The sequence below is a fragment of the Pseudorhodoplanes sp. genome, assembly GCA_032027085.1.
In the GTDB taxonomy this organism is placed as follows: domain Bacteria; phylum Pseudomonadota; class Alphaproteobacteria; order Rhizobiales; family Xanthobacteraceae; genus Pseudorhodoplanes.
Genome location: JAVSMS010000001.1, coordinates 3,960,728 through 3,975,233, shown reverse-complemented (window position 1 = coordinate 3,975,233; position 14,506 = coordinate 3,960,728). Strand labels below are relative to the sequence as shown.

The following is a 14,506-nucleotide window of genomic DNA, read 5'->3' as shown; positions in this document are numbered from 1 at the left end:
TGCGGATGCGCGCGATCGATCGTGCCAAGCCGAAATCAAGTCACGATGGCCTCGTTTGCAGGTGTTTCCGTGCGCTTTCGAGCAATGATGCGACCTCGCGCGGGTTGCGCACCTCGCGGAACGCGACCTTGCCCGTGTAATCGGCGTCCGGCACTTTCGAGCGGGCACCGGACAAAAAATAGAGATGCCCGACATTCTCGCCGCTATTGAGGATTTCGAATTCCTTGTCCAGCGTCTCCAGGCTGTACCATACCAGCCGCCGTCTTGTTCTGACCGTGTCATACTTGATGATCACGCGCCGGTCGGTGATGGCGTAGGTGGTGCCATAGGCGACGGCGACCATTACGGCCGGCGCGACCAGAAAGGTGAAAGCGATCACGAGTGCAATGTAGCTGATATCGGGTGAGATGATTCCAGCATGACGCAGACCGACCGTGATCCCGAGCACCGGCACACCGAGCCACCACCAGAACAGCTGCGTGCGAAAGGTTGCGGCGGGGTCGGGCCGTCCCGCCCAGATCACGCGTTCGTCGGGCTGCAGAATGCCGGCGAGAGCGGAGGTGTCCGCTCCCGGAACGATCACGCGGCTTCCCCGCGCGCGAGCGCGCCGGCATGGCGGATCGCGGAGATGTTGCCGCGATAGGCTGAAGCACCGCCTTTGAATACAGCCGAGCCCGCGACCAGCACATTGGCACCGGCCGACGTGACGAGCGGCGCGGTGTCCGGCGTGATGCCACCGTCGACCTCCAGATCGATCGGACGTCCACCGATCATCGCGCGCAGACGCGAAATCTTTTCCACCACCGCCGGAATGAAAGCCTGTCCGCCGAAACCGGGATTGACCGACATCACCAAAACGAGATCGCACAGATCCAGCACATATTCGATGTCGGTCTCCGCCGTGCCGGGATTGAGCGAGACGCCGGCCTTCTTGCCGAGTGCGCGGATCGCCTGCAGCGTGCGGTGCAGGTGTGGCGCGGCCTCGACATGCACGGTGATGATGTCGGAGCCGGCCTTGGCGAACGCCTCCAGATGCGGGTCGCAAGGCTCGATCATTAAATGCACGTCAAAGATCTTTTTCGAATGCGGGCGTAGCGCCCTCACCACGTCCGGGCCGAACGTCAGGGTAGGGACGAAATGCCCGTCCATCACGTCAAGATGGATCCAGTCTGCGCCGGCCTGATCGGTGGCGCGCACTTCCTCGCCAAGCTTGGAAAAATCGGAGGCCAGGATCGAGGGCGCGATAAGCAGCGGACGGGTCATGAATGTCTCTCTCGGACTTACCTGTCGTCATGGTCGTGCTTGTCACCGCAGGTCGGGTATACCCGACTTGCGGCTGTCCAACACGTGCGGAAGGCGGGCAAGCCCGACTTCCGTTGCCATCCACGTCTTGGCCGCATGGCAAGAAAGAGATGGATGCCCGGCACAAGGCCGGTCATGACGGAGTGGGGGTATGCCTACCACCCCCCTCCCGAGGGAGCAACGCGGCTCACTTCCCGGTGTTAATTCTCCGTGCCAGCGGCTTGAGCAATTGCGGGAGCAGATAGATTGGAAACTGGGCCAGCGCGAAATAGAGCCACATCAGGTCTGGCACCGCCGTACCCGCTGCCGCCAGCATCAATCCCATATTGCGGCTGCCGACGGCGAAGCCCAACGCCAGCGCGGGCGATCGTCCCACGCGGATCATGACCGCATAGGTCAGGGCGATCAGCCCGAGCGCCAGCACGAAGGCCAGCGCCAGCAGCGCCAGCACGGTCAGCGGACGGCTGATGATGTTGGCGGCAACGCCGTCCATCAGCGCCACCGCAAACACGAACAGCGCGATCACCGACAGGCCGTCGATCTTCTGCTGCTGGCGCTCGACCCAGTCCTGCCCCTTGATCCGGCGTACCAGCCACGCGGCGACCGCGGCGCCGCCGAGCATTCCGAACAGCTTCAGCCCAAGGCCGAGCGGCGAAATCTCCATCGACGGACCGAGAAACAGCGCCGCAAAGACCGGCGCGGTAATCGGGGTTGCCGTGGTCGCCACGATCAGCGTGGCCAGCGACAGCGCCGCGTCGAGCCCCATCAGCGCCGCCAGAGCGGGGGAGGAGATCACCGGCGGCGCAGCTGCCTGCAGCACCAGCGCGGCAAACAAGGCCTGCGAAAACGACTCGACCCCGAGCAGGCGCAGGATCAGCCCGGCCATTAGCGGAACGGCGACGAGGGTCCAGATGCTGGCCGCGATGACCGGCCCGGGCCGCACGAAATGTCCACGCAAGGCCGCCGGATCGACGCGCAGAAACGCCAGTGCCAGCAGCACCACCAGCGCCTCGGCGAAGACCGGCTTGAACAGCGCGGCGAGCGGCGGCAATGCGATGCCGGCAAAGACCGAGACCGCGACCGCGCGCGTCCCCTGTCGTCCGAGCCAGGCCAGGATTGCTGCGAGAATCGCCGCCAGAGTGGTGAGAAAAGCCATGCACGCTCCGGCGGGAGAATGACGAATCTTTGACTGCTGGAAGGACTGCTTGTAGCGCGGTTGCCACGCACGATCCATATAAAGGCTGTCATGCAGCGGCGTGGCTGGTCTGCGTAACGTAGGCTGCTATGACCATGGCCGACCAGTGTTCTTCGAATCCGAAGTCCGCTCACAGCCAGGCCGCAGATTGGAGCGGACTTCGGATTCGGGATATCGGCGGAGGATTTCATTCGTGGCGCGAACTGATGCAATCGTTCTGGGAGCGGGCGTGGTCGGGGCTTCGGCCGCTCTGCATCTCGCCAAGCAGGGACTGGCGGTCGCCCTGGTCGACCGCCGCGCGCCGGGTGAGGAGACCTCCTTCGGCAATGCCGGGATCATCGAGGGCAACACCTATTTCCCCTATCCCTTTCCGCTCAATCCGGTGGCGCTGCTGAAGATCGCCTTCAAGCTGGCGCCGGAGGCGAACTACCATCTATCGCATCTGCCGAAGCTCGCACCCTGGCTGTTCTCCTATCTCTTGCATTCGCGCGGATCGGGCATGCTCGATTTCGCGCGCAGGATGCGCCCGCTTTTTGCGAATGCCGTCGCTGAGCACGCGGCGCTGCTGCGCGAGGCCGGCGCCGAGCAATATCTGCGCAGGAACGGCTGGCTGAAAATCTATCGCAGTGTCGCCGGCTTCAACGACGTGCAACGCGACCTGGACACCATCGCAACAGCCGGCATCTCTTGCCAGCGCCTCGATACCAATGGAGCTCTGGAGCTCGAACCCGATCTCGCGCCGGTCTTCGAGCGCGCGGTGTTCTGGCCCGAGGCGGCCAGCGTCAGCAATCCGCTGGCGGTGACGCGCGCCTATGTCGCGCTGTTCCGGAAGCTCGGCGGCGTCGTGCTCGACGGCGACGCCCGTTCGCTGCACCGCTCAGAGGGCCGCTGGCGCGTGGACACCGACGAGGGCGCTGTCGATGCTTCGGAGGCGGTGATCGCGCTCGGTCCCTGGGCGCCGGATGTGCTCGATCCGCTTGGCATCAAGCTGCCGCTGCAGGTGAAACGCGGCTATCACCGTCATTTCAAACCAACCGGCAACAAGGGGCTGGCGCGACCGGTGCTGGATGCGGAGGTGGGTTATCTCGTCGCGCCGATGGAGCAGGGATTACGGCTCACCACCGGCGCCGAATTCGCCGACCGCGACGCGCCGGCGACACCTGTGCAACTTGATCGCCTGATGCCGAAGGCGCGTGAACTCTTTCCGCTCGGCGCGCCGGTAGAGGCAGAGCCCTGGATGGGCCGGCGTCCGTGCTTTCCCGATTCCATGCCGGTGATCGGTCGCGCGCCCGGTCAGCCGGGACTGTGGCTGGACTACGGTCACGCGCATTGGGGACTGACGCTCGGCCCGGTCGCCGGACGTCTGCTCGCCGAGATGATGACAGGGAAGACACCCTTCACCGATCCCGCGCCTTATGCAGCGGAGAGGTTTTCCTGATTGTCATGCATGCCGCTTCACTTCGTGGAAGGCATAGCGGTCGCGGATTTCCGCGTTGAAGAATGGGCCCTTGGATGGCGCAGCCTGAAACGCGGCATGCACCTCCGGCGGCACGTCGTCATAGATATATTTCCGGCCGGTGACGAAAGTCACCAGCATCCGTTTTGCCGAGGCGTCATAAACAATGTTTCTGATGGCGGTCGACGGCATGCGAATTGAACGCCGCATGCGGTCAAAGGTTCGCTTTAGCCGCCGAATTTTGTTCTCCAATCCGGCAATGCGCCGGCAAAGGGCAATGCTTTCGCCTCATACACGCCGCGTGCAATCGCGCGCGCCAGCACATTGGCGGCGGCGACGCCAAGCGCCGTGATGTCGGCGAGAGGATCAGTCAGCGGCTTTGCGCCGGTCGCGGCGGCAAACACGATGTCCCCGTCGAGCGGCGTGTGCACCGGATAGATCGCGCGCGCCATTCCGGTCTGTGCCATCACCGCGAGGCGCTTGCATTGCGCCTTGGTCAGTGCGGCGTCGGTTGCGATCATTGCGGGCGTCGTGCTTTGCGGCGCGCCGCCTTTCATGCGCGCATCGAGCGCATTTGCCGGAAACGGTGAGGGCAGGCCGCGGCCGCCGAATTCGCCGTGCTGCTCGAAGGGCGCGGCCCAGAAATGCGGCGTGTCGCCGATGGTGACGGCGCCGACCGCATTCACCGCGACGATGGCACCGACGGTGAATCCCTGCGCCGTCTTCGCCGACGCCGATCCGAGCCCGCCCTTCAGGTTGACAATGGTCGCGCCATATCCCGCGCCGGCATTGCCAAGCGCGAAGGTGTCCGCTGCATTCGCCGCCGCCTCGTAGCCGAGATCGCGGTAGGGCGGAAAGCGCCCCCATTTCTTGTCGCCGCCGTTGAGCAGATCGAAGAGGATCGCGGCGGGAACGATCGGCACGATGGCCTCGCCCACGGCAAAGCCGCGCCCGCGTTCGGCGAGCCAGGATTGCACGCCGGTCGCCGCGTCGAGCCCGAAGGCGGAGCCGCCCGAAATGCAGATCGCCTGCACCTGCTCGACCGTCATCACCGCATCCAGCAATTCGGTGTCGCGCGTGCCCGGTCCGCCGCCGCGTACATCGACCGCCGCCGCCGCCGGCTGATCGAAAAGGATCGCCGTCACGCCGGAGGCAAGCTTGGCATCGTTGGCATGGCCGACACGGATGCCGGGGACATCGGTGATGAGATTGCGCATGAGCTGTAACGGAAACGAATTCGTGCCTCGCGTCAAACGCAATCCGTCACCCTGAGGCGCGAGGCCGCCAAGCAGCCGGGCCTTGAGGGCAATGACCCAAGAGGGCCGTCATCCATCGAGGCACGGGTGAGTTTATCATCGGGCCGCGCTTTGCGGACCCGTTGGCCCTCCATGTCAGAATCACGGAGTCGAGTCTCATCACATCCCCGCCAGATCGCGTCCTGCGCGCTTGCGCCTCGTCGCGCGCCGTGCAAACGAGAGCGCCAAGAAACGAGGGCTCTATGGCCGCCGACGTCTCCATCCTTGCCGCCCTGTTCGCGGGAGTGATCAGCTTTCTGTCCCCCTGCGTGCTGCCGCTGGTGCCGCCTTATCTGGTCTATCTCGCCGGTGCCTCGCTGGAGCGGCTTGCCGACAAGGAACCCGAACCCGAAGTCAGGCGCGACGCGGTCTTCGCGGCCTGCCTGTTCGTGCTCGGCTTTTCCACCGTGTTCGTGGCGCTGGGCGCCAGCGCCAGCCTGATCGGCGGGCTGATCCGCGCCTATTCGGATTATCTCGCCACCATCGCCGGCATCGTCATCATCGTGATGGGCCTGCATTTTCTCGGCCTGACGCGGATCGGTTTCCTGATGCGCGAGAAACGGGTCGGCATGGCCAAGCCTGTGGGCCTGTGGGGCGCCTATGCCATGGGGCTCGCCTTCGCCTTCGGCTGGACCCCCTGCATCGGCCCGATCCTCGCCGCCATTCTTGCGGTCGCGGCCTCGGAAGCGACCGTTGCAAAAGGGGCGGGGCTGCTCGCAATTTATTCGCTCGGGCTTGGCATTCCATTCGTGCTCGCCGCCTTCGCGGCGGAGCCGTTCGCGGCGGTCCTCGCGCGTTTCCGCAAGCATCTCGCGCATGTCGAGCGCATCATGGGCGCGCTGCTGGTGCTCACCGGCATCATGTTCCTCACCGGCACCATCACGCAGATGAGCTTCTGGCTGCTGGAGACGTTCCCGATTCTGGGGCGGATCGGCTAGCCATCACGGTCCGCGTCCGCCGCGATAGAACCAGCTCTTCGCGATCTCCGTTGTCACCACATAGCCGGTCGCGACCATCAGCATCGCCAGCAGGAGATGCGCCGGCAGCGCGATGAATCCAAATGCAGGCGCGAATGGTTGCAGATAAGGCAGGCCAATCGCGATGCCGCACACCGCCAAAGTCGTTCCCAGCAAGAGTCGGCTTGGCGCACTGCGCCAGGCCGGTCCGCGTGTCCGCAGGACCAGCACGACAGCCAGCTCGGTCAGCAGCGACACAACAAACCAAGCGGTTTGGAACACGGTCTGACCGGCTTCAAACAACTTGATCAGCGCGACGAAGGTGAGGATATCGAACAGAGAACTGATCAGGCCAAAGACAACCATGAATCGCTGCACATCCCCGATGTGCCAGCGTTGCGGGCTTCGAATCCGATCGGGATCGACATTGTCGCTGGAAATGGCGATTGAAGGAAAATCGGACAGAAAATTATTGAGAAGAATCTGTTTGGCCGCAAGCGGCAGAAACGGCAAGAATGGCGTCGCCAGCGCCATGCTCACCATATTGCCGAAATTCGCGCTGGTGGTGATGCAGATATATTTGATGGTGTTGGCAAAGGTGCGCCGGCCGTCCTCCACGCCGCGCCTGAGCACGTCGAGATCGGCCTGCATCAGCACGATATCGGCGCTTTCGCGCGCGACATCGACCGCCTGGTCGACCGAAATGCCGACATCGGCGGCGTGCAAGGAGGGCGCGTCGTTGATGCCGTCGCCGAGATAGCCGACGGCATGACCCACACGCTGCAAGGCGCGCACGATCCGCTCCTTTTGCTGCGGATCAACCTCCACGAACAGTTCGGTTCGTTCGGCCATGTGCCAGAGCGATTCATCCCTCATCGCCGCAATTTCATCGCCAGTCAGCATCGCGCGGGCATCGAGACCAATCGCTTGCGCGAGATGTCCCGTGACATAGCGGTTGTCGCCGCTGACGATCTTGACGCGAATGCCGAGCGCGCGCAGGTGGTCAATGACGTGCCTGGCGTCCGGTTTTGGCGGGTCGGAAAACAGCAGAAAGCCGGCGAAAGTCATCGCGGTTTCGTCGCTGCGCTCATAGCGCGACTTGGCCGCGACCTGCCGGGTCGCGACGGCGAGGACGCGGAAGCCCTTTGATCCCTGGACCCGGTAATAGTCGTTGAGGCGCTGGCGCTCGGCCTCGCTCAGCTCGATGTCCTGGCCGTTGCGGACGATTCGGCTGCATATCGACAGCACATTGTCGAAAGCACCCTTGGCGACGACCAGATGCTGCGCCGGATTTTCGCGGTCGGCCAACATAATGGTCAGCCGCTTGCGCATGAAATCGTAGGGGATTTCGTCGATCTTGTCGTAGCGCGCGATCCGCATTCCGGCCGGCACGCCGGCGGCGGTGATCGCGGCATCGAGTGGGTTTTCGATCCCGGTTTCAAACGTAGCGTTCAGGAAGGCGAGGCGGCGCACATCCTGCGACGATTGTCCGTCCGGATCGACGGCATCGCTCAATTCGATCACGCCTTTGGTGAGCGTGCCGGTCTTGTCTGTGCACAGAATATCCATGCTGCCGAGATTCTCGATGGCGTCGAGCTGACGGACGATCACCCCGCCACGCGCCATGGCGCGCGCGCCGGCCGACAGGGTGATGCTGATGATGGCGGGCAGAAGTTCCGGCGTCAGCCCGACAGCGAGAGCGACGGCAAAAAGCAATGAGTCGATCGCCGGGCGTTCGAGCACGAAATTGACCGTGAGCACGAACAGCACGATCGCAATCATCACCCGCACCAGCAGGAATCCGAATTGCCGAATACCGCGGGTGAACTCGCTTTCCTCCGGCGTGCCGCGCAGCCGCGCCGCGACGTCGCCGAAGGCGGTGCGCCGGCCCGTCTCGACGACGACGACGGTCGCGGTGCCGCTGCGGACGGAGGTGCCGAGGAACACGCAATTGGTGCGCCCGGCGATGGCCGTTTCGGCGGGAAGCGTCCCGTGACGTTTTTCCACCGGAAACGATTCTCCGGTGAGGGAGGCTTCCGTGACGAGAAAATCCCTGGCCTCCAGAACCAGGCCGTCCGCGGGAACGAGATTTCCCGCTGCCAGGAAAATGATGTCGCCGGGCACGATGTCGGAGGCCGGGATTTTGCAGATTTCGCCCTCCCGCATCGCTTTCACCGTCAGCGCCAGATGGCGCTTCAACGCGGCGACGGCGGTGCTGGCGCGATATTCCTGGCTAAATCCGAGCAGAGTGCTGCCAAAGACGATCGCCAGGATGATTGCCGCATCCAGCCAGTCGCGCAGCAGGAGAGAAGCGGCAGCACCGAAAATCAGGATGAGGACCAGGGGGCTGCGAAATTGCTGCAGCAGAAGCCGCGGCGCCGAGGTCTCGGTGCGGTCCTCCACGGTGTTGCGACCGTGCACGCGCAGCCGCTCGGCAGCCTGGCGCGTGGGCAGGCCCTGCAGGCTCGTGCCGAGCGCTGCCAGCAGGCTGGCGGTGTCCTGGCTCCAGAAGGCAGTTTGTGGCGGCACGTCTCGCCTCGGACTTTGGGTTCCGCAAATATGGCACGGCCCCGCTGGGCAACCAGAGCCCTGAGAGCGGACGTTGCGGCGAGTGGATCGGGCGAGTCTTGGACATTTGAGAGCTTTGCGAAACGAGCGGTTATTTGAGTTTTGCGCGCGAGTCTCTGATGGCAACAGCTTGGAGAGGATTTGATACGGCGGGGATTTGGATAACCCACTCTGGCGGATGGTTTGGTGCGACCCTCAAGCAAAATGGTACGACGACACGCCGCCTGCGTTATCAGAGCCTCACCCGCAACGCTCTGCATTTGCAGGTGCTGTGAATCTGCGCCGCGCCATCATCCTCGGCGCCTGAGTCGACCGCGGTCGGCAACGCATGCCGGCCGCACAGCCTGGAAAGCCAGCCCGCCCATATCGGCCCCGGACGCCAGCTCGCAAATCATTCAGCGAAGTGGCCCGCTTCGCAAAGCTGTGTTTTGTCTATTGACAATATTCCTAATACAGATTATATTCCTAACACCCTCGTCCGCTGAGGGGCGCTTTCATGAGGCGTCATGACAGCGGGACGAAGGACGGAGCGCGGCGGAGATGCGCCGCGCGGCCGTCCTGGACGGCGCCCGGTAATTCCGGGCCTCGGCCGGTGCGGCGCCCGCGGGCCGGTCTCGCAAACCGGCACTCGGGCCACGTCGGGGCTCCGCCCGAGGCCACTGACGGGCCTCCGCCAGGAGCTGGCTGATCCGTCCGCACAGTGCGGCTCCGGACAAAGCGCGGCCCGGCGTTGCAGTGAAGACGCCGCGATGGTGCGTCGAGAGACGCGGCGGCCTTCGAGAGGAGGTCGTCTTTACACGGACTTGGTTGCGTCACTCGGCGCACCATCCCCCTCTTTCATTGAGAGAGGGATAAGGGGAATAAGGCGAACCCGGCGCCTCAAACAATACGGGCGGCGGAGCGTTGGCTGTTTGAAATTTGAATCTCTCCGAGTCGTCCTCGCGCAGGCGGGGCCCCATATCGAGTGACAGGCGATCAAATGTTCGCGCCGCACTGGAACGACTCGAAATTGGCTGAGCGCGAAATCAACAAAAAAGCCCGCGCTGACGCGCGGGCTTTTCCGAAACAGAGAATATCGAATTACGACTTCGGTTTTGAATCCAACTCGACATAGGTGATCTTGCCGTCAGCGCCTTTCTTCCAGACGTACACGACATAGTCCGGTCGGGTGATGTCGCCCTTCTTGTCGAAGGTGAGTTCGCCGATCACGGTTTTGAACTTCTGGCCGGATTTGATCTGCGCAGCGACCTTCTTGGGGTCCAGCGACTTGGCGGCTTCCGCGGCCTGCTGGATCACCTGCACCGCGGCATAGCTATAGAGCGTATAGGCTTCCGGCTCGAATTTCTTGGCGCGAAACTTCTCGATCACCGCCTTGGCTTCCGGCCGCTTGCGGGGATCCGGTGCGAACGTCATCAACGTGCCTTCCACGCCCGGACCGCCGATCGCAGCGAACTCGTCCGAGGTAATGCCATCGGCGCCGAACAAGGGTGCTTTCACGCCCTGGTCGCGCATCTGCCGCACCAGCAATCCCCCCTCGGTATGCAGGCCGCCCCAATAGACGAGGTCGGCTCCGGTCGCCTTGATCTTGGAGACCAGCGCCGAGAAATCCTTGTCGCCGATATTGATGCCCTCGTAGAGCACTTCCTTCATGCCGCCCTTGTTGATGCCCTTGCGCGTCTCGTCGGCAAGACCCTGACCATAAGTGGTCTTGTCATGCACGATCGCGATCTTCTTGCCCTTCATGTTTTTGAGGATGTAGTCCGAGGCCACGCCGCCCTGTTGGTCGTCACGGCCACAAATGCGGAACATGTTCCACATGCCGCGGTCGGTCACCTTGGGGTTGGTGGACGCCGGCGTGATCGAAAGGATGCCGTTCTCCTGATAGACTTCGGAAGAGGGCATGGTCACACCGGAGTTGAAGTGGCCGACCACGAACTTGACGCCCTCGGCGGCGAATTTGTTGGCGATCGAGACGCCCTGTTTCGGGTCGCCGACATCGTCGCCGGTCTGTGTCGTAATCTTCTGGCCAAGGATACCGCCGGCGGCATTGATGTCGGCCACCGCCTGGTCAAACCCGTTCTTCAACTGGGCGCCGAAGGCCGCGTTCGATCCGGTCAAAGGGCCCCCGACAGCGAACTTGACCTGGGCTTGCGCGGCGCCCGACACGGCGACGGCCAGACCGAGCGCAAGGCCGAGCGTGGTAATTCTCTTCATGCAGACATCTCCCCTGGTGAATGTTTTGCGAGCGTTTGGCCGGCCCGCTTTCGGTGTGATTAAACGACAATCGGCGCAAAAGGTCAGCCGGATTTGTTGGCGGCATTTGACCTTGTTTTTGGGCGCCATTCCAGCCAGCCGGAACGGTTATAGAGCCAGCCATATTGGGTGGCCATCTGACCGGCGCGGGTGGCGCGGTAGCCCAGCCAGCCAAAGATGAGGCAGATCGCCGTGTCCACAAGATAATAGTGCGGCGAGAGCAGGGTGCCTTCAAACAGGGCAAAGTGCATGAAGCGGACCGCCGCGCCCAGCACCAGCATATAGACCGAAACCTGCCACAACGGTCGCCACGTACCGGCGATCGCCCGGCCGGACAGGTAGGCCGCCCCGCCGCCCATGATCAGGCTGAGCAGAATAAAAACCCCGAGCGAGTCCTCCTCATAGAGGAATTTGGCGAGGTTTAGGTCCATCTATGCCTCCCGCCGCCCGCCCTCGAGATAAGCGGCGCGGATTTCCGGCCTCTGCAGCAATTCGCGGCCGGTCCCGCTCATGGTGATGCGGCCGTTGACCATCACGAAGCCGCGATGCGCCAGCCGCAAGGCATGAAATGCATTCTGTTCGACCAGAAGAACCGTCAGGCCGCTGCGGCGGTTGAGGTCGGCGATGATGTCGAAAATCTGCCGTGCGATCAGCGGTGCCAGACCCAGGGATGGCTCGTCCAGCAGAAGCAGGCGCGGATTGCTCATCAGGGCGCGCGCGATGGCAAGCATCTGCTGTTCACCGCCCGACAATGTGCCGCCGCGCTGGGTCAGTCGCTCCTTCAGGCGGGGAAACAAGGCAAGCACATGCTCGAGATTCTGCGCGAACAATCCGGGGTCGGCGATGGCGGCCCCCATCTGCAGGTTTTCAAGCACCGTCATGCGTGAAAAAATGCGGCGGCCTTCCGGCGATTGCGCGATGTTGAGGCGGGCGATGTCGTGAGTCGGCAGTTCGGTGATGTCCTGGCCGTCGAATACGATACGGCCGTGCGACGCGCGCGGATTGCCGAAGATCGTCATCATCAACGTCGACTTTCCCGCACCATTCGCGCCGATCAATGTGACGATCTCGCCTTCGTTCACATCAAGGTCGATGCCGTGCAACGCGACGATGTTGCCGTAATGCGTCTGCAGGCCGCGGATGGAAAGCAGCGGTCGTGTGCTCGTCATCGTCGGTTGTGCCGGAGCGGGCATGCTCATGGCACCACCTCGGTTATGACGTCTTCGACTTCGGCCTCCTCGACGCCGAGATACGCCGCGATGACGTTCGGATCGTTGCGGATCTCCTCACTGGTCCCGTCGGCAATCTTGATGCCGTAGTCGAGGACCACAATATGATCGGAAATTTCCATCACCACCGACATATCGTGCTCGATCAGCAGGATCGACGTCTTCGTGTCCTTGCGGATCGACAGCAGCAATTCACTCAGTTCGGCGCTTTCGCGCGGATTGAGGCCGGCCGCTGGTTCATCAAGGCACAGCAGAACCGGGTCGGTACACATGGCGCGTGCGATTTCGAGCCGGCGCTGATCGCCATAAGGCAGGTCGCCGGCCGGATCGTCGGCACGATCAATCAACTTGATCCGCTCCAGCCACCAGATCGCCTTGTCGATCGCGTTCTGCTCCGCGCGCCTGTAAACGCCAAGCCCGAAAAGACCGATGAAGGTCAGGCCGGATGCCTGCATTAAAGGGTTGTGCTGCGACACCAGCAGGTTTTCCAGCACCGTCATGCCCTTGAACAGGCGGATATTCTGGAATGTGCGGGCGACGCGGGCCTGTTTGGTCACCAGATAATCCGGCATTCGTTCGAGCAGGAACAGCGCGCCATCGGGACGCACTCGGCTGCGGACGGAGCTCGCAGTCAGCGCATCAAGTTCGTCCCAGATGCGCGGATCGCCGTGCTGCAGGGAGATCCGGCCTTCGGTCGCATTGTAGAAGCCCGTGATACAATTGAACACGGTGGTTTTGCCCGCACCGTTCGGTCCGATCAGTGCGGTGATCTCGCCCTGGCGGGCATTGAACGACAGATCATGGATGGCGAGCAGGCCGCCGAAGCGCATGGTGAGATGCTCAACCCGCAGCACGTCGCTCGCTGTCATCCGCGGCCTTCCTCGACAAACTTGGCGGCCACCGTCTTGCGCTCATGCAGAAATGCCGTCGGCTCGCGCGTGGAGATCAGCCCGCGCGGCTTCCAGATCATGATCAGGACCATCGCAAGTCCGAACAGGAGCATGCGGTATTGCGTCGGATCAAAGCCCGAGCCGAAAATCTGCTTCAGGAAATCGAGGTCGCGCAAAAGCTCGGTGCCGCCGATCATGACGACGGCGGCGATGGCAACGCCGATCTGGCTGCCCATGCCGCCCAGCACGACAATCGACACGATGATCGCCGATTCCATGAAGGTGAAGGTTTCCGGCGAGATAAATCCCTGGCGGGCCGCGAAGAACGAGCCGGCAAAGCCGCCGAACATCGCGCCGATGCCGAAGGCGGTCAGCTTGGTGTTTGTGGTGTTGATGCCGAGCGAGCGGCAAGCGATCTCGTCCTCGCGCAGCGCTTCCCAGGCGCGCCCGATCGGCAGGCGCCGCAAACGGATGGTGACGAATGCCGTCAGCAGCGCCAGGCCGAGAATGACGTAATAAAGAAAAATGGTGCGGTAGAGCGGGGTGAATTCCAGACCAAAAACGGCGGCGAAGCCGTCCTCGTTGGCAGTGAATGGAATGCCGAAAAATGTCGGACGCGGAATGCCGCTAATGCCGGCATAGCCGCTGGTGAGATCGACCCAGTTGATCAGCACAAGGCGGATGATCTCGCCGAAGGCGAGGGTGACGATGGCAAGATAATCGCCGCGCAGGCGCAGCACCGGAAAGCCGAGCAGGATGCCCCAGAAGGCCGACAGGATTCCGGCGAGCGGCAGCAGAATCCAGAACGAGAAGCCAAATGTCTTTGCGAGGAGAGCGTAGGAATAGGCACCGACCGCGTAGAAGGCGACATAGCCGAGATCAAGCAAACCGGCGAGGCCGACCACGATGTTCAGGCCCCAGCCGAGCATCACGTAGATCAGAAGCTGGATGCCGAAATTGTCGATCCATTTCACGGCGCCGCCAAAGCCCGTAAGCCAGACCACCAGCACCGGATAGACAAGGGCGAAACCAAGCGCGAATGGTGTAAAAAATTTCGCCAGTGTGGCGCGCCAGGCGGCGGCTTTGACGCTCGCTCCCGCCGGACGCGCGGTCGCGCGGCGTTGTGACCATGGGCGAATGACAAGCGACGACAGCAGGCTGGCGGCTATGACCAATGCGACCATGACCGCGAGCAAGACCGGCCGCGTCTCGAGCGCAAGCTCATTGCGCATGTTCTGGACGGCTTTGAAGCCGACCAGCGGCAGCAGAACGCCGAAGGCGACCAGACCCGCGAGCGCCGCATCGCGGACGGCACGCACGACATTTACGCCCTGCTTTGGCGCCGATGCCTGCAAGGTCATA

The 14,506-nt window shown here is 63.0% G+C and carries 13 protein-coding genes; 2 read left to right on the top strand and 11 right to left on the bottom strand.

Annotated elements, in window-relative coordinates; genetic code table 11:
• Nucleotides 1-40: 40 nt before the first annotated feature.
• From RO009_19440 to RO009_19430, 3 genes are all read right to left on the bottom strand, one after another.
• A complete protein-coding gene (locus tag RO009_19440; protein MDT3687208.1) occupies nucleotides 41-583 on the bottom strand; it encodes a hypothetical protein in 543 nt (180 codons plus the stop codon).
• On the bottom strand, nucleotides 580-1,263 hold the full coding sequence (gene rpe / locus RO009_19435; protein ID MDT3687207.1) for a ribulose-phosphate 3-epimerase: 684 nt from the start codon (nucleotides 1,261-1,263) through the stop codon (nucleotides 580-582). The genes RO009_19440 and rpe overlap by 4 nt, the downstream gene beginning before the upstream one ends.
• 226 nt (nucleotides 1,264-1,489) lie before the next feature.
• Nucleotides 1,490-2,458, bottom strand: coding sequence for a Na+-dependent transporter (locus RO009_19430; GenBank protein MDT3687206.1), 969 nt, complete (start codon nucleotides 2,456-2,458; stop codon nucleotides 1,490-1,492).
• Between the two features lie 232 nt (nucleotides 2,459-2,690).
• Between RO009_19430 and RO009_19425 the strand changes: the two genes are divergently transcribed.
• Complete coding sequence (locus tag RO009_19425) at nucleotides 2,691-3,935, top strand: FAD-dependent oxidoreductase (GenBank protein ID MDT3687205.1); 1,245 nt, start codon at nucleotides 2,691-2,693, stop codon at nucleotides 3,933-3,935.
• A 3-nt stretch (nucleotides 3,936-3,938) separates the two neighbouring features.
• Here the strand turns inward: RO009_19425 and RO009_19420 are convergent, their stop codons facing one another.
• Both RO009_19420 and RO009_19415 read right to left on the bottom strand, forming a co-directional pair.
• A complete protein-coding gene (locus RO009_19420) occupies nucleotides 3,939-4,145 on the bottom strand; it encodes a KTSC domain-containing protein (GenBank protein ID MDT3687204.1) in 207 nt (68 codons plus the stop codon).
• A gap of 35 nt (nucleotides 4,146-4,180) precedes the next feature.
• A complete protein-coding gene (locus RO009_19415; GenBank protein MDT3687203.1) occupies nucleotides 4,181-5,170 on the bottom strand; it encodes a P1 family peptidase in 990 nt (329 codons plus the stop codon).
• Between the two features lie 281 nt (nucleotides 5,171-5,451).
• Between RO009_19415 and RO009_19410 the strand changes: the two genes are divergently transcribed.
• Complete coding sequence (locus RO009_19410; GenBank protein MDT3687202.1) at nucleotides 5,452-6,186, top strand: cytochrome c biogenesis protein CcdA; 735 nt, start codon at nucleotides 5,452-5,454, stop codon at nucleotides 6,184-6,186.
• A 3-nt stretch (nucleotides 6,187-6,189) separates the two neighbouring features.
• On the opposite strand, the gene mgtA is transcribed toward RO009_19410, so the two are convergent.
• From mgtA to livM, 6 genes are all read right to left on the bottom strand, one after another.
• Complete coding sequence (gene mgtA / locus RO009_19405) at nucleotides 6,190-8,733, bottom strand: magnesium-translocating P-type ATPase (protein MDT3687201.1); 2,544 nt, start codon at nucleotides 8,731-8,733, stop codon at nucleotides 6,190-6,192.
• Nucleotides 8,734-9,852: 1,119 nt separating this feature from the next.
• Nucleotides 9,853-10,986 (bottom strand): branched-chain amino acid ABC transporter substrate-binding protein, encoded by a 1,134-nt coding sequence (locus RO009_19400; GenBank protein MDT3687200.1) that lies wholly within the window; start codon nucleotides 10,984-10,986, stop codon nucleotides 9,853-9,855.
• 83 nt (nucleotides 10,987-11,069) lie between these two features.
• Nucleotides 11,070-11,456 carry a hypothetical protein gene (locus RO009_19395; GenBank protein ID MDT3687199.1) on the bottom strand — a complete coding sequence of 129 codons (387 nt, stop codon included), beginning with the start codon at nucleotides 11,454-11,456 and terminating at the stop codon, nucleotides 11,070-11,072.
• Entirely contained in the window at nucleotides 11,457-12,224 is a 768-nt protein-coding gene (locus RO009_19390; protein ID MDT3687198.1) for an ABC transporter ATP-binding protein, read from the bottom strand.
• Entirely contained in the window at nucleotides 12,221-13,123 is a 903-nt protein-coding gene (locus tag RO009_19385) for an ABC transporter ATP-binding protein (protein ID MDT3687197.1), read from the bottom strand. The genes RO009_19390 and RO009_19385 overlap by 4 nt, the downstream gene beginning before the upstream one ends.
• Nucleotides 13,120-14,505, bottom strand: a complete 1,386-nt coding sequence (gene livM, locus RO009_19380; GenBank protein ID MDT3687196.1) for a high-affinity branched-chain amino acid ABC transporter permease LivM — start codon at nucleotides 14,503-14,505, stop codon at nucleotides 13,120-13,122. Before livM ends, RO009_19385 begins: the two co-directional genes overlap by 4 nt.
• Nucleotide 14,506 lies beyond the last annotated feature (1 nt).

What these genes read in the sequence shown, in the direction of transcription:
- RO009_19410 (MDT3687202.1), top strand. Translation starts at nt 5,452, where the DNA reads ATGGCCGCCGACGTCTCCATCCTTGCCGCCCTGTTCGCGGGAGTGATC.
- RO009_19415 (MDT3687203.1), bottom strand. Translation starts at nt 5,170, where the DNA reads ATGCGCAATCTCATCACCGATGTCCCCGGCATCCGTGTCGGCCATGCC.
- RO009_19390 (MDT3687198.1), bottom strand. Translation starts at nt 12,224, where the DNA reads ATGAGCATGCCCGCTCCGGCACAACCGACGATGACGAGCACACGACCG.
- RO009_19385 (MDT3687197.1), bottom strand. Translation starts at nt 13,123, where the DNA reads ATGACAGCGAGCGACGTGCTGCGGGTTGAGCATCTCACCATGCGCTTC.
- livM (MDT3687196.1), bottom strand. Translation starts at nt 14,505, where the DNA reads ATGACCTTGCAGGCATCGGCGCCAAAGCAGGGCGTAAATGTCGTGCGT.
- RO009_19400 (MDT3687200.1), bottom strand. Translation starts at nt 10,986, where the DNA reads ATGAAGAGAATTACCACGCTCGGCCTTGCGCTCGGTCTGGCCGTCGCC.
- RO009_19395 (MDT3687199.1), bottom strand. Translation starts at nt 11,456, where the DNA reads ATGGACCTAAACCTCGCCAAATTCCTCTATGAGGAGGACTCGCTCGGG.
- RO009_19430 (MDT3687206.1), bottom strand. Translation starts at nt 2,458, where the DNA reads ATGGCTTTTCTCACCACTCTGGCGGCGATTCTCGCAGCAATCCTGGCC.
- RO009_19420 (MDT3687204.1), bottom strand. Translation starts at nt 4,145, where the DNA reads ATGCCGTCGACCGCCATCAGAAACATTGTTTATGACGCCTCGGCAAAA.
- rpe (MDT3687207.1), bottom strand. Translation starts at nt 1,263, where the DNA reads ATGACCCGTCCGCTGCTTATCGCGCCCTCGATCCTGGCCTCCGATTTT.